Here is a 17,419-nt window from a genome sequence, read left to right as displayed (position 1 = left end):
TCGTCAAAGAAAGCTGATCGCAACGCCTGCCGCCGCTGCCATACCGAGCACCGGCAGCATGCCCGCGTGAAAGCGCAAGACCGCGACCAGCGCGGCCACGCTCAGGGCGAGAGCCCACGGATCGAGCGTGGCCGGGTCTGGCACCCACAGCCGCAATATCCCCGTTCGCACTTCCTCCACCTCGCCGAACAACACGTGCAGTCCGAACCAGATCGCGAGATTGAGGACCACGCCGACAACCGCCGCCGTGATCGCCGTAAAAGCCGCATTGAGGGTCTCGACTTTCCGCAACCGCTCCACATAAGGCGCGCCGAGAAAAATCCACAGGAAGCACGGCGCGAAGGTGACCCAAATCGTCACCAGCGCACCGATGGTGCCCGCAAGAGCAGGACTGATCCCCGTCTCCGCCCGATGCGCCGCCAGATATCCCACGAACTGCAAAACCAGGATCAGCGGCCCCGGCGTCGTCTCGGCGAGCCCCAGCCCGTCCAGCATCTCGCCGGGATTGAGCCAGCCGTAATTCTGCACCGCCTCCTGCGCCACATAGGCCAGCACCGCATAGGCGCCGCCGAAGGTGACGACCGCCATCTTGCTGAAGAAAACCGCCTCTTGCGCGAACACATGCCCCATGCCGAAGACAAGGATCAGCGCCACCACCGGCCCGAGCCACAGCGCCAGTCCCGCGACCGCCGTGACAAGCGCGCGCCCCGCCGACGCCCGCGTGTGATCGCCACCGTTTATCCCCGGCTCTTCGTCCTCCGGTACTTTCAATGCATCGCCGAATATCCCCGGCGCACGCCTCGCCGCGGCAAAACCGAAAAGCGCCGCACCCGCGATGACCAGCGGAAACGGCACATCGAAAAAGAAGATCGCGGCAAACGCGGCTGCCGCCACGGCATAAAGGGCACCCGACTTCATCACCCGCTTCGAAATGCGGATCAGCGCCTCGATCACGATCGCGAAGACCGCCGCCTTGATCCCGAAAAACACGGCCTCCACCGGCCCGAGATCGGCATAGGCCGCATAAAGCATGCTGAGGCCGAGCATCACGGCCACGCCCGGCAGGATGAACATGAGGCCCGCCGCCAGCCCGCCCTTCACGCCATGCAGCAGCCAGCCCGCATAGGTCGCAAGCTGCTGCGCCTCCGGCCCCGGCAGCAGCATGCAGAAATTGAGCGCATGGAGGAATTGCGGCTCGGTGAGCCACTTTTTCTCATCCACCAGAATGCGGTGCATCAGCGCGATCTGCCCCGCCGGGCCGCCAAAGCTCAGAAAACCGATCTTCGCCCAGACCCGGAAAGCCTCCCCAAACGAAACGGTGCGCAGTTCGGTCATCCAATCCAGCCTTCCGGTAGCGAATCTCCCCTGAACCGCCAATATGGCACCCGATTGTGATACATGCAGCCGTCGCCACGGCATTGACGGGCAAGGCGGCCCTGTGCAGGTTGAGCCCGGCCAAACCTCGTTTTGCCGATAAATGGATAAGAATTTGAGCACCGAAAACGCCGCCGAGCCCGCCCTTCCCGACCGCTACCGCGAAGTTCTCGCCTTGATGAAGGAGGGCCGCAAGCGCATCGCCGAGGAGCGCAGCCGCGAACTGCTCGCGGAGACGCCCACCGACGGCGACGCCATGGCGCTGCTCGCTTCCATCATCGTGGAGAACGGCCAGTTCGAGGAAGCCGAGGGATTGCTGCGGCACTCGTTGAAGCTAATGCCGACGGAGCCGACGCCCTGGATCAACCTCGGGCGCCTGCTCCAGCAAACCGGCCGCTGGGGCGAGGCGCTCGAACATTACCGCCACGCCGCCAACCTCTTCCCGGCCCATCCGGGCATCGCCGCGACGCTGGGGCAGCTTTATCAGCGGGCGAGCCGTTTCGCCGATGCGGAAGCGGAGTACCGCCGCGCGCTGGAACACAAGCCTTTGCCCACCTATTACATGCAGCTCGGCATGGTCCTGCTCCGGCAGGACCGCACGGATGAAGCGATCGAGGCGCTCCAGACCGCCATCGCGCTCAACCCGAAACTCGCCGCTGCCTACGGCAATCTCGGCAATGCCGAGCAGAAGCGCGGCAACATCGAGGCCGCCGCCGCCGCTTACGAAAAAGCGGTCGCGCTCAACCCCAGGGACACGCTCTCCTATGTCAGCTTCGGCATGGCGCGGCTGAAGCTCGGCGCGGCGCGCGAAGCAGCGGAGATTTTCGAGCGCACGCTCGCCGTCCACGGTCCGGAACGGCGCGCGGCGGCATGGTTGCCCTTCGCCCGCGCGCAGGAATTCGGCGACATGCCCGCCGGCTACCGTGCCGAACTCGGCAAACTCATCGGCCGCACGACACTGACGCCCCCGGACGGATATGCGAGCCTCGCCGATCTCAACAAGGCACTTGCCGCCGCCCTCGCCGAAGACCCGACGGTCACCTGGGAACCGCTCGGCAAGGCGACGCGCAAGGGCGGCCAGACGGGCCTCCTCCTCGATGCGCCGCGCGAACCCTTCATCTCCTTCGAAAAGGCGCTTCGCCGCGCCATCGACGCCCATTTCGACGGCATCGAGCGCGAACCCCGCCACCCCTTTCGCAGCCAGATCCCGAAGACTTACCATCTCGACCTGTGGGGCACGCTTCTCTCCGAAGGCGGCCACCAGCATTCGCATATCCATGTCGGCGGCTGGATGAGCGGCGTCTACTACGTCGCCCTGCCCCCCGCTCTCGGCAAGGGCGAAGACGGTCATGACGGCTGGATCGAGTTCGGCCATCCGCCGCCGGAATTCGACGCGAAATTCGAGCCGAAGACGATTGCCTACGAACCCCGCGAGGGCGACGCGCTGTTCTTCCCCTCCTACCTCTTCCACCGCACCCTGCCCTTCTCGGGCGACGTGCAGCGCATCAGCCTCGCTTTCGACGTGAAGCCGACAAGCTGGCGGTGAACCGGCCCGGCGATATGGACGAAACCGCCGCTGCGCGTATCATGCGGCTGTCGGGGAGGACAAAATGACACCTGAAGAAACAGCCCGCCATCTCGCCGCGGTCGAAGCGGACGGCTACACCATCGTCGAAAACGCCATCGAGCCCGCTCTCGTCGATGAGTTGAACGAGACCCTGCTGAAGCTCGAGCGCGACATGAATATCGTGCCCGCGAAAAACAGTTTCGAGGGTCACCACACCGTCCGCATCTACAACCTGCTCGCCTTCGGCGCCGTCTTCCAGCGCATCCCCGTCCATACATCCGTCCTGCCCATCGTCGAAGGCGTGCTGGACAAGGGCTGCCTGATCTCCTCGCTCTCCTCCATCTCCATCGACCCGGGCGAGAGGAGCCAGCCCATCCACGCCGACGACCAGGTCATGCCGGTGGCAAAGCCCCATGTGCCCTTCGTCTGCAATTCGATGTGGGCGCTGACGGATTTCACCGAGAAAAACGGCGCCACGCGCATTATCCCCGGCACGCATAAATGGGATCGTTCCCCCGAATACGGAACGCATTACGACAGCATCCCGGCCGAAATGCCCAAAGGCTCGGTCCTTGTCTGGCATGGCAGTCTCTGGCATGGCGGCGGCGCCAACCGGTCCGATAAGCGCCGCGTCGGCATCGCCATGAACTACTGCGCCGGCTACATCCGCCAGCAGGAGAACCAGCAGCTCGGCCTGCCGCTCGACCTCGTGAAGACTTTCGAGCCGCGCCTGCAGGAACTCTGCGGCTTCGGCACCTACATGAACCTGATCGGCCATATCGACAAGAAGACGCCCGCCCAGCGCCTCCTCGGAGAGTCCCGCGACTTCAAGTCGATCTGGGATCTCGCTTAAGCGCCAGCCTGTCGAGCAGCGCGGGCAGTTCCACGATGCTGCCTATGACATGATCCGCAAGCGGCAGCAATTCGTCGCGGCTGCTGGTGCCGGTCAGCACGCCGATCTTCAGCGCCGCGCCCGCGCTCCGGCCCATCTCCAGATCGTGGCTGTTGTCGCCCACCACCGCGATCTCGCCCGGCGCCAGCCCCGTCGCCGCGCAGAAAGCGAGCGCCATGCCCGGGCCCGGCTTCTGCCCGTGTCCGCTGTCATATCCCGCCGCGAACTCGATATAGCTCTCGAGCCCGAACCGCAGGATCGTCGCCCACGCCGATGCGCCGGCATCGTTGGTCGCGATCCCCGTCCGGATGCTCCTGTTCCGCAGCCCGTTGAAAAATGCCGGCAGGTCTGTCACCGGCAGCGACCGCTCCGGCGCCAGCCGCACGAAGAGCCCGTCCATTTCCTCGATCAGCGCCCGCCTGTCCCAGCCGCCGGCGATCGAAAGCCACGCATCGGCGAGGCCGAACGTGTCGCCCGCCGCCGCGATGCTCCCCGCCGTCACCCGCGCGGTCTTCACGTCGTAGCCGATGGCCGCCAGCATTTCCGGCACGATTTCGCGCCTGCCCCGCGCGGCAATCTCCGCCGCCTCGACGAGGATCGGGGCCCAGGTTCCGTGATAGTCGAAAAGCGTTCCGTCCTTGTCGAACAGGATACCCCGAACCTTCCCCCGCACTTCGCCGCCCATCGCCACCGTCTCTGTTCCGTTTCGACACAATTCCGATCTATAGTGTCACCCGGGACCAGCTATCGGAAGCCGGAGGGATGCCGTCATGAGGACTTTCAAGATCATCCTCGCCTTGCTCATCGCCGCCTTCTGCGTCGGCGTGACGGGCTTGATCTATCTTCAGAGCGGCGGTGGGGCAACCGGCGTCGGGCTGCTCATGGGACTGGTGTTCGTGTCATTCGTCTTCGACAACCGTAGCGCGATTTTCGGCGGCGGCTCCCGCAAGCCGGTTCCCGGCGGCAAGGCGGGCGTCGCCATTGCCCAGGGTGCGGCCCTCACCCGCTTCGCCGAAGGCGAAGTGCGGGGCACGCCCAACTACAAGAACGGCTAGGCCTCAGTCTTTCGGCGTCCATTCGGACGTGATCTCGGAAAGCTCCGGCCGCGGACGTTCGTCCTTCGGCACGCTTTCGCTGCCGAAATAGAGATATCCCGCAACCTTCTCGTTCTCCGCCAGCCCGAGCGCCTCGTTGACCCCGGCATCGAACGCATACCACTCGGTCAGCCATTGTGCGCCATATCCGAGCGCGGTAGCGGCGATCAGCATGTTCTGGCAGACCGCACCGGCCGACAGAAGCTGCTCCCACTCGGGTATCTTTATGCCCGGCGTCACCCGCGAGATCACGGCGACGACGACCGGGGCCCGCGTCAGCCTGTTGGCCTCGAAGGCCACCTGATCGCTTGTCGCCCCCGGCTGCGTCGCGGCACAGGCGCGGCTGAGCACTTCGCCGAACTGCCGGCGCGCCTCTCCCTTGAAGACGATGAAGCGCCACGGCGCCAGCTTGCCGTGATCCGGCACGCGCGCGCCCGCCCGCAGAATGATTTCGAGTTCCGCGTCCCCCGGCCCCGGCTCCACCATGGTCAGCGCTTTCGCAGACCGGCGCGTCAGTAGAAGGTCGATGGTTTCCTGAGATCGGGGCAAAAGAAATCCTCTGTCCGGTGACGGTGAGTGGGCCTCTCCCGGCGGTTTACTTAGGCCCGCCGCTTTACTTAGACAAGTCCGGCCGTCACCATGGCCCTGTCGCCATGGGGGGCTTTGGGTGCGGCGATCTTTACCGCGCAACGGCATTTTCCTGATCTGCGCCTTCGCTGCGTCGCTTTCCGCCACGCAGGCGAAGGCGGGCGGCTGGCCTTTGGCGCCAGGAACCGGCGAGATAATCGCGAGTTTCACGTGGCTCTCCGCCGATGAGAGATACGAGGCGGACGGCAGCAAACGCGCGACGAGCCGCTATACCAAATTCGAGATAGCCCCCTATGCCGAATACGGCCTGACCCGGAACCTGACCCTCATAGGCGAAGCCGCCTATACCGCCGAAAAGACCGACTACTACGGCGAAGAACACAGCAACACGGATATCTCGCGTCTCAAGGCAGGCGCGCGCCTCGCGCTCGGCAGCTGGAAGGATACCCTGTTCTCGTTGCAGCCCTTGATGACGCTCCACCTCATGCGGACTGGCGACGATCCCGCGGCGACGGCGAGCGGCGACATCGACGCCGAACTGGCGCTCGTCATGGCACGGAACGAAACGCTCTCCGGCCTCGACATCTTCTCCGTTCAGGAAGTCGGCTACCGCTATCGCGACCGGAACCGGCCGGACGAGGTCCGCGCGGACGTGACATTGGGCATCAAGCCCTGGCCGCGCATCATGCTCCTCGTGAAAAGCCTCAACACCGTCGCCTTGAAACCGGCCTCGAACGGCGAAAGCTACCAGTCCGGCAAACTCGCCTTCTCCGCCGTTTACGCCCTCCCGGACCATCTGGCGCCCGGCTGGTCGGCGGAGGCAGGCATCGAACGCACCATCATCGGGCGCAGCACCGTCGACGAGACGGTCGCCCGGTTCGCTCTCTGGTATCGCTTCTGACTCAGGGTTCGGACGATGCGGCCCGGAGTTCGTCGGCGCCCGCTTGCGACAGATGCTTCCGCAGCGCCGCGAGCGCATCGGTATCCGGCGGCGCGTCGGCGCCGCTTCCGGCCACCCGCATCTGCAAATCACTGAGCGTGAATCCCATCCGCGCGTCGTAAGTGCGCTCCACCTGGTTCCGCAACCGCTGCTGCGCGTCGTACCACGCGCGCTTCAATTCGCCGTCCGGGCAGGTGGCAAGCTCCGCTGCCGAGCGCGCGCCCCAGCGAAGTTCGGGACAATGATAGGGATCGAAGGAGAAATCGAACGCACGCATCCGCGCCTCTTCAAAGCTCAACGACCGCGCCGTGCCGTCGCTTGCGGTGTAGACGACCTCGCAGGCCTCCGCCTCCTCGGTATAGGCGGCCTGCAGGTCCGCCGGCAGGTTCGTCCCGGCATAGTCGAGCTTCGGGTCGCCCGTCCGCGCCATCTCGATGAACCGCACGATCTGCTCGCGCAATTCCACGAACGACGTCTTGAGCCGCGCATCGCGCGACGGCGTCGAATAGGTCTCCCAGTCGCCCGTCGTGCCGTAGATATTGTCCGGCAGACGCGACGGTTGGGGTTGCCGCTGAAGCCCTGCCATGACCGCCACATCGACCGATTGCGCGCGGTAATGCAGGTCGTCGCAAAGCTCCCGCACCATCAGCTTCGTTTCCATGACCGGATTGTAGGTCACGTTGCCGGCGGCCACCGCCTGCCGCACATAATCGTAATAATCGAGCCTTTGCCCGTCATGGATGAAGACCGCCGATCCCCACTGCTTCGCACCAGGCGCGCCGTTCCCGTAAAATTGCTCGTCGGACCAATCGGCGATCTCGTGATCCGCGGCGAGAACCACGCGCCCGCCATGCCAGGTGCCGTCCGCGCCCTGCCTTGCACCTGCGAGCTTCATCGGCCGCCAGTTCTTGAACCCCGCCCCCATCGGCGCGGAAGCCCGCACGAACCGCTTGCCATATGTGCCGCGCGTCAGCGAATTGTCGGGATGCGCGTCGATGAAGCGAATGCGGCCCTCGTCGTCCACGCTGTAGACGACCGCCACATGCCCGTTCGGATCGTAAATCACCGTACCCGAACGAATGGATCCCTTCGCGATCTTCACCGGGTAGAAGTCGAACGTCTCGCCCCGCGTCTGTTCCGGCGCAAAGCGGTACATGGCGCTTGAAACGACATTGTTGATCGCATTGAGCACGCTCCGCCCGTTCGGAAAGGCGCCTTCCACGGAAGGAACCACGTCGCTCCGCTTGTAGACGTAGTTGCCATAGCGCGAATAGCGCAAATCCCGCGACTGCCCGACCGCCGCCACGCCGCTCGCATAGGAAAAGGGCAAACCCGTCTTCCACGCGAAATAGGCCCTGAGCGCATAGGGCAGGTCCGCGCAATCGGCATAGAAGAACATGCCCTTCGGATCGCTCGCGCGGTAGATGTTCCACGGCCCCTTCAGGCATTCGTCGAAAGTCCGGCAATCGCTCTCGCCGATCGCGGTCACGAATTCGCCGAAGGCGCGCTCGTCGCTTTCCGTCCACGCGGTTTTGGTGATGCGCCAGCGAAAACCTTCGGGCGTCTGGTAATGCGCGGGGTCCAGCACCTCGCCCCCGCTCGCCACCGGCGTCATCGTCGCCGTGGAAGGCGTCTCGGCCCATGCCGCCACCGCCATGAACCCGAGCACGGCGGCAAGCACCCCCGACCGCCTCAGCAAACGCGCCGCCATGATCGCCCTCTCCCAGCTTCGTCTTGTCTCAACTTAACCGGAATCGCGAGGTTTTGCGCGGCGTATCGGGGGAACCATGCCCTGATCCATATTTCTGTGTTGACTTAATTAAGTGAAACAGAAAATATATACGCATGGAAAGTTTCACCGCCCTCGCAGACCCCACCCGGCGCCGGATCGTCGAAATGCTCGCCTCGGGCGAGCTCCCGGCGGGCGACATCGCGCGGCGCTTCTCGATGAGCGCGCCCGCGGTCTCCCAGCATCTGAAGGCATTGAAGGCCGCGCATCTCGTCCGCGTCCGCGTCGATGCCCAGCGCCGCATCTATTCCCTCGATCCGCAGGGGCTCGGCGAGCTCGACCGCTGGCTTGCGAATATCCGCAAGTTCTGGACGCCGAAGCTCGACGCACTGGAGCGCGAACTTCTCGCGGCGGCGGAGCGGGACAGGAAGCGGTAAACACGAACCAACTCGCGAGGTAACCCGATGAGTGAATACGGCACCCTGGTCGACGACCACACGGTCCGCTTCGAGCGGCTTCTCCCCGGCCCCATCGAGCGCGTCTGGAAATATCTGACGGATGCCGAATTGCGCGGGCTCTGGTTCGCCGCCGGCCCGATGGAATCCCGCGTCGGCGGCAAGATGGACATCGTCTTCGACAATTCGAATCTCGGACCGCGCCCCTCCGCGCCGCCCGAACGCTTCAGGAAATATGGCGGCCCCTTCGACAGCAAGCATGTCGTCACGATCTACGAGCCGCCCCGCCGCCTTGGTTTCACCTGGGACGACGACATGGACCCCAAGGGTTCGGTCGTTGAGATCGAACTGACGGAGGAAGGTGACAAGGTCCGCCTCGTTCTCACCCATCGCCGCGTCTCCGGCATCTCCGACGCGATCAATTTCTCGGGCGGCTGGCACACCCATCTGCGGATGCTCACCGAGCAGCTGGAGGGCAACCCCAGAACGCCTTTCTGGGAAGCCTTCGAGGGCATCGAGGGCGAGTACAGCGCGCGCTACAGGAAATAGACCGCCGGAGAACAACCGAACCCTGCCATGAGAACCGCCAGTTAAAAACAATGTCTTTGCCGGGCTTGACCCGGCAATCCAGGAGCGGCTCGCTCCGTGCCTCTCCATAAAAAAGCCCGCCCACCTTTATTGCAAAGGAGGACGGGCCACTCACATCACTCAGGCAGAACGCTATCGCAAATCCGGCGGCGTCGCCTCTTCGGCCAGCGCCTTGATCGCCTCGTCGAGCTTCATCGTCTGCTGCTGCTGCGAGCCGAGACGGCGGATCGAAACCGTCCCCTCCTCCGCCTCGCGCTTGCCGGCCACGAAGATCGCCGGCACCTTCGCTACCGAATGCTCGCGCACCTTGTAGTTGATCTTCTCGTTCCGAAGATCGAGCTCCGCCCGGATACCCGCATCGCGCAGCTTCTGCAGCATCTCTTCGGCATAGGGATCGGCATCCGACGTGATCGTCGTCACCACCGCCTGCACCGGCGCCAGCCAGAGCGGGAAGCGTCCCTCATAGTTTTCGATCAGGATGCCGATGAAGCGTTCGAGCGACCCCAAGATCGCGCGATGGAGCATCACCGGGCGATGCTTGTTGCCGTCCTCGCCGATATAAGAGGCATCGAGACGTTCCGGCAGCACGAAGTCGAGCTGCAGCGTGCCGAGCTGCCACGAACGGCCGATGGCGTCGCGCAGGTGGAATTCGAGCTTCGGCCCGTAGAACGCGCCCTCGCCGGGCGCGAAGTCGAACTCCTTGCCCAGCGCGCGCAACGCTTCCTCCAGCGCCTTCTCCGCCTTGTCCCACGTCTCGTCCGTACCGGCCCGCACATCGGGCCGCGTCGCAAGCCTGAGCTTCGTGCCCGTGAAGCCCATATCCTCATAGACGCTTTCGAGCAGCGCCACGAAGGCTTCCGTCTCTTCCTTGATCTGGTCTTCCGTGCAGAAGATATGCGCGTCGTCCTGCGTCATCTGGCGCACGCGCATGAGACCGTGCAGCGCGCCATGCGGCTCGTTGCGGTGGCAGCAGCCGAACTCCGCCATGCGCAGCGGCAGGTCGCGGTAGGATTTCACGCCCTGCTTGAAGATCTGGATATGCGCGGGGCAGTTCATCGGCTTGATCGCCATGAGCTTCGCCTTGCCGGAGAGGACAGGCGCGTCCTCATCCGTCGACGGCACCTCGTCCGGCACCACGAACATGTTCTCGCGATACTTGCCCCAATGGCCGGATTGCTCCCAGAACTTCGAGTCGAGAAGCTGCGGCGTCCTCACTTCCACATAGCCCGCCGCATCGATCCGCCTGCGGACATATTGCTCCAGCGCCTGCCAGATGCGCCAGCCCTTCGGATGCCAGAAGACCGACCCTTGCGCCTCTTCCTGCAGATGGAACAGATCCATCTCGCGGCCGATCTTGCGATGGTCGCGGCGCTCCGCCTCCTCCACCATCGTCAGATAGGCCTTGAGGTCGTTGTCGTTCGCCCAGCACGTCCCGTAGATGCGCTGAAGCATCTCGTTGCGGCTGTCGCCGCGCCAATAGGCGCCGGCGAGCTTCGTCAGCTTGAACGCCTTGCCGAGCTTGCCCGTCGACGGCAGATGCGGCCCCCGGCACAGGTCGAGCCAGTTGCCCTGCCGGTAGATCGAAACCGGCTCACCGCCCGGAATGGAAGCGATGATCTCCGCCTTGTAATGCTCGCCGATCTTTCGGAAATACGCGACCGCCTCATCGCGGTCCCACACTTCGCGCGTGATCGTCTCGTCGCGGTCCACGATCTCGCGCATCCGCTGTTCGATCTTCTCGAGGTCTTCCGCCTTGAAGGGTTCGGCCCGCGCGAAGTCGTAATAGAAGCCGTTCTCGATCACCGGCCCGATCGTCACCTGCGTGCCCGGAAAAAGCTCCTGCACGGCTTCGGCCATCACATGCGAGGCATCGTGCCGCAGCAGGTCGACGCCGTCCGGCGTCTCGCGCGTGACGATCTCCACCGCGGCGTCGCGGTCGATCACCGTCGAGAGGTCCTTCATCTGGCCGTCGATCTTGATCGCGACCGCCTTTTTCGCCAGCGACTTTGCGATGCTCTCGGCAAAGGCGAGCCCGTCAAGCGGCGCCTCATGCTCGCGAACGGAACCGTCTGGAAGTTTCAGCTTTATCATGTGTCTCTCTCAATGCGTTCCGTGCGTGCAGTCGCGTTGTTCTTCCATCCGCCAGCTTCCATATCGCCACGGCGCCCAGAAAGGCTGGTCCGCCAGCCGCTCCGGCACCGGGTCGAAGCCGTGGCTTCCCCATGGGTGGCACCGCGCGATCCGCGCCAGCCCCAGCCATCCGCCACGCCATGCCCCGAAGCGCTCGATCGCCTGCATCGTATAGTCCGAGCAGGTCGGCAAATGCCGGCATTTCGGCCCGATCAGCGGCGATATGAACCACTGATAGAACCGGATCAGCCCGCGCATGATGAGCGACAAAGGATCGCGCCGCATGGGATCGGAAGTCCCCTAAGCGCAATCGGGCGAAATGCGCAGCAGTTCGCCCATAAATTGCGCGACAAACAAAAGGACTGGAGCGGGATTGCGATTCGAAGAAGAGCGATCCCGCTCCGGTTACACGCACTTGTTAGCTTTTAATCGGAATCGGCACAACTTGCAGGCGCCGTCGGCGCCTTTCGGCCTATCCGTCTGATTCGTCTGGGAAAAGCCGCCCGGGCGCATGTCGCGCGGGAGCGGTCGGGCCCGGCGCCTAAGCGGCCGGGCCGGTGCTAGTGAGGGTCCCGGTCTGCGGCGCAGTACCACTCCCTTTTTCGGCAAGCGCGGCTTCCACCGCCTCCTCCACCGCGTCGAATACCAGCAGCGTCGAGGCGTGCCGGGCCTTGTATTCGCGCACCGGCTCGAGCACCTCGAGGTCTTTCCACTTGCCGCCATAGATTTCGCGCGGCGGCTCGCCACCCTGCTTCAGCATCGCCCGCATCGCGGCGCCGACCTCGTGCAGCTCGGCGGCACTCGCACCGATCACATGCCGCGCCATGATGGAGGACGACGCCTGCCCCAGCGCGCATGCCTTCACATCCGCGCCGTAATCCACAACCCGGTCGCCGTCGAGCTTCACATCGACCGTCACCTTCGAACCGCACAGCTTCGACACCGCCGTCGCCGAGGCGTCGGGCGCGGCAAGCCGCTCGCCATGCGGAATATCCGATGCGAGTTCGAGAATGCGCTTGTTGTAGATCTCGTTGAGCATCTAGCTCGCCACTCTCCAGCTTGTGCCTTGCGGCCCATCTTCGATCGCCACGCCCATCTCGGCAAGCGCGCCGCGGATGCGGTCGGCCTCGGCGAAATCCTTCGCCTTGCGCGCGGCATTGCGCGCCGCGATCAGCCGCTCCACTTCGTCCCCGTCTATATGGGAAGCCGCCCCCGCCCCTGCAAACCAGGCTTCGGGGTCCATTTCGAGCACGCCCAGAAGCCGCCCCGCCCCGATCAGCGCCGCCTTCAGCTGCGCCCTCGTGCCCGGGTCCGTCTCCGTATTGGCCCGCTTGGCGAGGTCGAACAGCACCGCCAGCGCCTTCGGCGTGTTGAGGTCGTCGGCCAGCGCCTCCATGAAGGCATCAGGCGCCGCATCGCTTGTCGGTTCCGCCTTCACGTCCGAAAGCCCCCGCAGCGCGCCGTAAAGCCGGTCGAGCATCCGCTTCGCCTGCGCCAGCCCCTCGTCCGACCAGTCCAGCGGCTGCCGGTAATGCGCGTTGAGCAGCGCAAGCCGCACCGCCTCGCCCGGCGCCTGCGCGATCAGCTCATGCACCAGCAGCACATTGCCGAGCGACTTCGACATCTTCTCGGCACCCATGTTCACGAAGCCGTTATGCAGCCAGAACCGCGCGAGCGGCGCCCGCCCATGCGCGCAGGACGATTGCGCCAGTTCGTTCTCGTGATGCGGGAACTGCAGGTCGATGCCGCCGCCGTGAATGTCGATGGTCTCGCCCAGATGCTTCTCGATCATCGCCGAGCATTCGATATGCCAGCCCGGCCGCCCGCGTCCCCACGGGCTGTCCCAGCCCGGCTGCTCCGGCGTCGACGGCTTCCACAGCACGAAATCCGCCGGGTCCTTCTTGTAGGGCGCCACTTCGACGCGCGCGCCCGCGATCATGTCGTCGCGGTCCCGCCCCGAAAGCCGCCCGTATTCCGCAAAGCTCGGCACGTTGAAGAGTACATGCCCCTCCGCCGCATAGGCGTTCCCGCTCGCGATCAGCCGCTCCATCATCGAGATCATCTCGGCGATGCTCTCCGTCGCCTTCGGCTCGATATCCGGCGCCAGCACGCCGAGCGCGCCCATGTCCTCGCGGTATATCCGCGCGTATTTCTCGGTGATGACCGAAATATCGACGCCCGCCTCTTTCGCGGCGGCGATGATCTTGTCCTCGATGTCGGTGATGTTCCGCGCATAGACGACATGCCGGTAAAGCCGCCGGAGCAGCCGCGCCAGCACGTCGAACACGACGGCCGGCCGCGCGTTGCCGATATGCGAGCGGTTGTAGACCGTCGGCCCGCAGACATACATCGTCACGCGGTCGGGCTCCGCCGGCTCGAAGATTTCCTTCTGCCGCGTCAGCGTGTTGTAGAGCGAGAGCTTCAACTTGTTGGGCTGGGTATTCATCGGTCAGGCCTTGATGTGGTTCGGCGTGGGCTTCCCTGGCGGCCCGCCTTCCTCACGGGCCCTCAGTCGGCGGTGCGGGTGCCTGCGCAGCAGTCCGCGCATCCGCCCCAAAAAACGAAGGAGGGGTGGAGCGAAGTTCGACAACATGTCGTCCGGCGCGTCATGACCATCAAATCCTGTGGACCGTCTGCCACTCTGTTAGCCGAGCCGATGCTGCCCGGCAAGGTTTAAGAATTAACCAAAAACGCCGCGAAAGAGAACCGGCAGCCGCTTTTCTGCGTCCAAAGACCGGAAATTACGCCCCGGACCGAACCCCCATTTTGCGCAACCTTGCGTTTCACGCACCCTTGATAGCCCCTTTCCGCAAGGCTATATGCATGGTTGAGACGATGTCACATCAGCTTCAGCATGGCATAAGACCCCGTGCTTGATGGGCAAAATGGGCGGTCCCGGCAACGGAACCGCCTGTGACTTGAACCGGACAAACGGCCCCGAAGAAGGGCTGTATGGCCGGGAAACCCCTAAACGAGATTGGTCGAATGGACATGAATGCTGCAGTTGATGGGCTTCGGGCCCCGACGGAGGACGAGCGCCTGACGCACGTCGAAAAGCCCTCCCGCGAGGCGGCCGAAGCCGCCGTCCGCACTCTCATCGCCTGGGCCGGCGACAATCCGGACCGCGAAGGCCTGATCGACACGCCCGGCCGTGTCGTGCGCGCCTATGAAGAGTTCTTCGAGGGCTACAACGTAGACCCCTACAAGGAACTGACCCGCACTTTCGAGGAAGTCGAGGGCTATGACGACATGGTCATGCTCCGCGACATCAACATCGAGTCGCATTGCGAGCATCACATGGTCGCCATCCTCGGCCGCGCGCATATCGCCTATGTGCCGACCAAAAAGGTGGTGGGCATTTCGAAGCTTGCCCGCGTGATCGAGATCTACGCCCGCCGCCTCCAGACGCAGGAGACGATGACGGCGCAGATCGCCGATACGATCAACCGCGCGCTGCAGCCCCAGGGCGTCGCCATCCTCATCGAGGCGAAGCATCAATGCATGACGACGCGCGGCATCAAGAAGCCGGATGTCGCCACCATCACCACGCAGTTCACCGGCGTCTTCCGCGATGATCCCCGCATGGAAGCCCGGTTCATGCAGATGATCCGCGGATACTGACCTTCAAAAGCCATCCGGCTTTGACAAGAGGCCCCGCCTTCATCTGAATGGCGGGGCCTTTTTCAATTGGAAACGAGAGACATGACTGGCACATCCCCCTTCGCCCCGCGCGGCACCGCGCAGGAAATTGAGGAAGGCACAACCTTCTCACCCAAATTCGACCGCGACGGCCTCATCACGGCCGTCACGACCGACGCGAAGACGGGCGAGCTCCTCATGGTCGCATGGATGAACGCCGAGGCGCTGGCCCGCACCGTCGAAACCGGCGAAGCCTGGTACTGGAGCCGCTCGCGCAACGAGCTCTGGCACAAGGGCGACACCTCGGGCCAGGTGCAAACCGTCGTCGAACTCCGCACCGACTGCGATCAGGACACCGTCTGGCTCAAGGTCGATGTCGCGGGCGATGGCGGCTGCTGCCACGTCGGCTACCGCTCCTGCTTCTACCGCCGCGTCCCGAAAGGCGAGCCCGCGAAACTCGAAGCCACAGGCGCGACGAAGCTGCACAGCCACGACCACTAAGCTCAACACTGGCGGTTAAACCCGATACTCTTCACTCAACCTAATACTTGTCATTGCCGGGCTTGACCCGGCAATCCAGTAGCCGCAAAGCGGCGTCTCTCTTCACAAGACTCTTGCGCCTCACCTCCTCGCCCTGGATGCCCGGGTCAAGCCCGGGCATGACGATTGATGTTTTTGATTGTTACTGCCGAACGCCTCGCCCTCCGCGCTCGAATTTCGTCACAATTGCCACCCATATAAAACGAAACCGCCGCTCGGGCGGTCCGCTATATTGTTTGTCGCAAGTCCTCTTGACCATGAAGCAGTTCCGCATGCCCCGCCCCAAAATCGGCATAGCTCTCGGCGCCGGCGTAGCGCGCGGCTGGACGCATATCGGCGTCCTGAAAGCGTTGAAGCGCGCCGGCATCGAGCCCGACATCGTCTCCGGCACCTCCATCGGTGCGCTTGTCGGCGGCTGTCTCGTCGCGGACAGGCTCGAGCCGCTTGAGGACTTCGCGCGCTCGCTGACGCGCCGCCGCATGTTGAGCCTGCTCGATTTCCGTTTCCGCTCCTCCGGGCTCATCGGCGATTCCAAGCTCGCCGAACTGATGCGCGAACAGCTTTCCGACATCGACATCGAAAACCTGACGCGGACCTTCGTCGGCGTCGCGACCGAGCTCACCACCGGCCACGAACTCTGGCTGCACAAGGGAAACCTCATTCAGGCGATCCGCGCTTCCTATGCGCTCCCCGGCGTCTTCGCGCCCGTCGCGGTCGATGGCCGCTGGCTGATCGACGGTGCGCTGGTGAACCCGGTCCCCGTTTCCGTCGCCCGCGCGCTCGGCGCCCGCGTCGTCATCGCCGTCAATCTCAACACCGATCCCTTCGACCCCGCCGCGCGCCGCCGCGCGCATGAGGCGGTCCATCCCGGCTATATCCGTTCCTCGCCGCCACCCTTGCCCGACGACGATCTGTTCCACGACATCGAGGACAGGATCGAGGAGGAACTGAACCTGCAGGAAGATGCGGAGCAGGAAGAAGAAGACGCCTCGGAAGGTGCCGCCGAGCTTGTGAAGGACGCCGCGGAAACGACACCCGCCGTCGCCGACCGGATCAGGCAGAGCCTGAAAAACTTCACCTGGAAGCGCAACCCGGAACGCGAGCTGATGCGCCGTGTCATCGGCGGCAATCGGCGCGGCCCGGGCATCGCCAGCGTCATGCTCGCCTCGCTCAACATCGTGCAGGACAGGCTGGCCCGCATGCGCATGGCGGGCGACCCGCCCGACATCATGATCGCGCCGCGCGTCGGCCACCTGAGCCTGCTCGATTTCGACCGTGCCGACGAATTGATACGGCTCGGCGAAGAGGCCGCTGAAGAGGCGATCCCTCAGATCCTCGAAACCATCGAGATCATGCAGTAGAGCGTCAGCCGTTGGCGATATAGAGCCGCAGCGCTTCCGTCTCCATCACCGTCTCGGCGATCCGGTGCTTCACCACGTCGCCGATGGACACGATGCCCGCCAGCTCGCCGCCCTCGATCACGGGCAGATGCCGGAAGCGGCCCATCGTCATCGAATCCATCAGCTCGTCGATGGAATCGTTGAGGCCGCATGTGACGACGCGGGCCGTCATCACGTCGCGCACCGGCGCATTGAGCGATTGCGCGCCGTTCCGCGCGATGGCTTTCACCACGTCGCGTTCGGACACGATGCCCAGAACCTTTCGGTCCTGCATCACCACGACCGCGCCGATGCGGCGCTCGCTGAGCAGGACCGCAATCTCGCCCAATGTCGCGGTGGGACTCACCGTCACGACATCGGAGCCCTTGGCCTTCAAAATCGCGGCAACATTCATGGCGTCTCCTCCCAGTTGGGCCGTTCGGTTTGTACCGGCGAGATCGGCCCCCGCCGTCGCAGCCCCCCAGCCGCACCGGCAACCGCCTC

The 17,419-nt window shown here is 64.4% G+C and carries 18 protein-coding genes; 9 read left to right on the top strand and 9 right to left on the bottom strand.

Going from position 1 to position 17,419, the window contains the following annotated elements; translation table 11 throughout:
* Positions 1-3: 3 nt before the first annotated feature.
* A complete protein-coding gene (chrA, locus tag Q8S60_RS05835) occupies positions 4-1,335 on the bottom strand; it encodes a chromate efflux transporter (RefSeq protein WP_305276738.1) in 1,332 nt (443 codons plus the stop codon).
* A 154-nt stretch (positions 1,336-1,489) separates the two neighbouring features.
* Between chrA and Q8S60_RS05830 the strand changes: the two genes are divergently transcribed.
* Entirely contained in the window at positions 1,490-2,920 is a 1,431-nt protein-coding gene (locus Q8S60_RS05830) for a tetratricopeptide repeat protein (RefSeq protein ID WP_305276737.1), read from the top strand.
* Positions 2,921-2,984: 64 nt separating this feature from the next.
* Positions 2,985-3,794, top strand: coding sequence for a phytanoyl-CoA dioxygenase family protein (locus tag Q8S60_RS05825; RefSeq protein WP_305276736.1), 810 nt, complete (start codon positions 2,985-2,987; stop codon positions 3,792-3,794).
* Here Q8S60_RS05825 and Q8S60_RS05820 read toward each other — a convergent pair.
* A complete protein-coding gene (locus tag Q8S60_RS05820; protein ID WP_305276788.1) occupies positions 3,769-4,518 on the bottom strand; it encodes an HAD family hydrolase in 750 nt (249 codons plus the stop codon). The two genes, Q8S60_RS05825 and Q8S60_RS05820, sit on opposite strands and share 26 nt — an antisense overlap.
* Before the next feature lie 85 nt (positions 4,519-4,603).
* On the opposite strand from Q8S60_RS05820, the gene Q8S60_RS05815 reads away from it, so the two are divergent.
* Positions 4,604-4,888 (top strand): hypothetical protein, encoded by a 285-nt coding sequence (locus tag Q8S60_RS05815; protein ID WP_305276735.1) that lies wholly within the window; start codon positions 4,604-4,606, stop codon positions 4,886-4,888.
* Positions 4,889-4,891: 3 nt separating this feature from the next.
* Here the strand turns inward: Q8S60_RS05815 and Q8S60_RS05810 are convergent, their stop codons facing one another.
* Entirely contained in the window at positions 4,892-5,476 is a 585-nt protein-coding gene (locus Q8S60_RS05810; protein ID WP_305276734.1) for a nitroreductase, read from the bottom strand.
* Between the two features lie 118 nt (positions 5,477-5,594).
* On the opposite strand from Q8S60_RS05810, the gene Q8S60_RS05805 reads away from it, so the two are divergent.
* A complete protein-coding gene (locus Q8S60_RS05805; RefSeq protein ID WP_305276733.1) occupies positions 5,595-6,416 on the top strand; it encodes a hypothetical protein in 822 nt (273 codons plus the stop codon).
* A 1-nt stretch (position 6,417) separates the two neighbouring features.
* Here the strand turns inward: Q8S60_RS05805 and Q8S60_RS05800 are convergent, their stop codons facing one another.
* A complete protein-coding gene (locus tag Q8S60_RS05800; protein WP_305276732.1) occupies positions 6,418-8,166 on the bottom strand; it encodes a hypothetical protein in 1,749 nt (582 codons plus the stop codon).
* 134 nt (positions 8,167-8,300) lie between these two features.
* Here Q8S60_RS05800 and Q8S60_RS05795 point away from each other — a divergent pair, with 134 nt between their 5' ends.
* Together Q8S60_RS05795 and Q8S60_RS05790 are read left to right on the top strand one after the other, a co-directional pair.
* Positions 8,301-8,621, top strand: a complete 321-nt coding sequence (locus Q8S60_RS05795) for a helix-turn-helix transcriptional regulator (RefSeq protein WP_305276731.1) — start codon at positions 8,301-8,303, stop codon at positions 8,619-8,621.
* Between the two features lie 27 nt (positions 8,622-8,648).
* Positions 8,649-9,188, top strand: coding sequence for an SRPBCC family protein (locus Q8S60_RS05790; RefSeq protein ID WP_305276730.1), 540 nt, complete (start codon positions 8,649-8,651; stop codon positions 9,186-9,188).
* A 171-nt stretch (positions 9,189-9,359) separates the two neighbouring features.
* Here Q8S60_RS05790 and thrS read toward each other — a convergent pair whose 3' ends face one another.
* From thrS to cysS, 4 genes are all read right to left on the bottom strand, one after another.
* Complete coding sequence (gene thrS, locus Q8S60_RS05785) at positions 9,360-11,318, bottom strand: threonine--tRNA ligase (RefSeq protein WP_305276729.1); 1,959 nt, start codon at positions 11,316-11,318, stop codon at positions 9,360-9,362.
* A 9-nt stretch (positions 11,319-11,327) separates the two neighbouring features.
* Positions 11,328-11,642 (bottom strand): membrane protein insertion efficiency factor YidD, encoded by a 315-nt coding sequence (yidD, locus tag Q8S60_RS05780; protein ID WP_305276727.1) that lies wholly within the window; start codon positions 11,640-11,642, stop codon positions 11,328-11,330.
* A gap of 256 nt (positions 11,643-11,898) precedes the next feature.
* Positions 11,899-12,396, bottom strand: coding sequence for an iron-sulfur cluster assembly scaffold protein (locus Q8S60_RS05775; protein ID WP_305276726.1), 498 nt, complete (start codon positions 12,394-12,396; stop codon positions 11,899-11,901).
* Complete coding sequence (gene cysS, locus Q8S60_RS05770; protein WP_305276724.1) at positions 12,397-13,803, bottom strand: cysteine--tRNA ligase; 1,407 nt, start codon at positions 13,801-13,803, stop codon at positions 12,397-12,399.
* Between the two features lie 545 nt (positions 13,804-14,348).
* On the opposite strand from cysS, the gene folE reads away from it, so the two are divergent.
* The 3 genes from folE to Q8S60_RS05755 all read left to right on the top strand — a co-directional run bounded on the left by folE (position 14,349) and on the right by Q8S60_RS05755 (position 16,897).
* Positions 14,349-14,978, top strand: a complete 630-nt coding sequence (folE, locus tag Q8S60_RS05765; protein WP_305325543.1) for a GTP cyclohydrolase I FolE — start codon at positions 14,349-14,351, stop codon at positions 14,976-14,978.
* Positions 14,979-15,059: 81 nt separating this feature from the next.
* Positions 15,060-15,497: a phosphoribosyl-AMP cyclohydrolase gene (gene hisI, locus Q8S60_RS05760; protein ID WP_305276723.1), complete on the top strand. Its 438-nt coding sequence runs from the start codon at positions 15,060-15,062 to the stop codon at positions 15,495-15,497.
* Between the two features lie 311 nt (positions 15,498-15,808).
* A complete protein-coding gene (locus Q8S60_RS05755; protein WP_305276722.1) occupies positions 15,809-16,897 on the top strand; it encodes a patatin-like phospholipase family protein in 1,089 nt (362 codons plus the stop codon).
* A gap of 4 nt (positions 16,898-16,901) precedes the next feature.
* Here Q8S60_RS05755 and Q8S60_RS05750 read toward each other — a convergent pair whose 3' ends face one another.
* Positions 16,902-17,330, bottom strand: a complete 429-nt coding sequence (locus Q8S60_RS05750; protein ID WP_305276721.1) for a CBS domain-containing protein — start codon at positions 17,328-17,330, stop codon at positions 16,902-16,904.
* Between the last annotated feature and the right edge of the window lie 89 nt (positions 17,331-17,419).

Origin of the sequence: Parvibaculum sp. (genome assembly GCF_030694575.1) — a bacterium.
Classification (GTDB): Bacteria; Pseudomonadota; Alphaproteobacteria; order Parvibaculales; family Parvibaculaceae; genus Parvibaculum.
Note: the sequence above shows the minus strand (reverse complement) of the source record. Positions and strands in the feature narration are given on the sequence as shown.

Excerpts from the sequence above, each read along its gene's own strand:
- Q8S60_RS05820 (WP_305276788.1), bottom strand. The coding sequence starts at position 4,518 with ATGGGCGGCGAAGTGCGGGGGAAGGTTCGGGGTATCCTGTTCGACAAG.
- thrS (WP_305276729.1), bottom strand. The coding sequence starts at position 11,318 with ATGATAAAGCTGAAACTTCCAGACGGTTCCGTTCGCGAGCATGAGGCG.
- chrA (WP_305276738.1), bottom strand. The coding sequence starts at position 1,335 with ATGACCGAACTGCGCACCGTTTCGTTTGGGGAGGCTTTCCGGGTCTGG.
- yidD (WP_305276727.1), bottom strand. The coding sequence starts at position 11,642 with ATGCGGCGCGATCCTTTGTCGCTCATCATGCGCGGGCTGATCCGGTTC.
- Q8S60_RS05815 (WP_305276735.1), top strand. The coding sequence starts at position 4,604 with ATGAGGACTTTCAAGATCATCCTCGCCTTGCTCATCGCCGCCTTCTGC.
- Q8S60_RS05825 (WP_305276736.1), top strand. The coding sequence starts at position 2,985 with ATGACACCTGAAGAAACAGCCCGCCATCTCGCCGCGGTCGAAGCGGAC.
- Q8S60_RS05775 (WP_305276726.1), bottom strand. The coding sequence starts at position 12,396 with ATGCTCAACGAGATCTACAACAAGCGCATTCTCGAACTCGCATCGGAT.
- cysS (WP_305276724.1), bottom strand. The coding sequence starts at position 13,803 with ATGAATACCCAGCCCAACAAGTTGAAGCTCTCGCTCTACAACACGCTG.
- Q8S60_RS05800 (WP_305276732.1), bottom strand. The coding sequence starts at position 8,166 with ATGGCGGCGCGTTTGCTGAGGCGGTCGGGGGTGCTTGCCGCCGTGCTC.
- folE (WP_305325543.1), top strand. The coding sequence starts at position 14,349 with ATGAATGCTGCAGTTGATGGGCTTCGGGCCCCGACGGAGGACGAGCGC.
- Q8S60_RS05790 (WP_305276730.1), top strand. The coding sequence starts at position 8,649 with ATGAGTGAATACGGCACCCTGGTCGACGACCACACGGTCCGCTTCGAG.
- Q8S60_RS05750 (WP_305276721.1), bottom strand. The coding sequence starts at position 17,330 with ATGAATGTTGCCGCGATTTTGAAGGCCAAGGGCTCCGATGTCGTGACG.
- Q8S60_RS05795 (WP_305276731.1), top strand. The coding sequence starts at position 8,301 with ATGGAAAGTTTCACCGCCCTCGCAGACCCCACCCGGCGCCGGATCGTC.
- hisI (WP_305276723.1), top strand. The coding sequence starts at position 15,060 with ATGACTGGCACATCCCCCTTCGCCCCGCGCGGCACCGCGCAGGAAATT.
- Q8S60_RS05755 (WP_305276722.1), top strand. The coding sequence starts at position 15,809 with ATGCCCCGCCCCAAAATCGGCATAGCTCTCGGCGCCGGCGTAGCGCGC.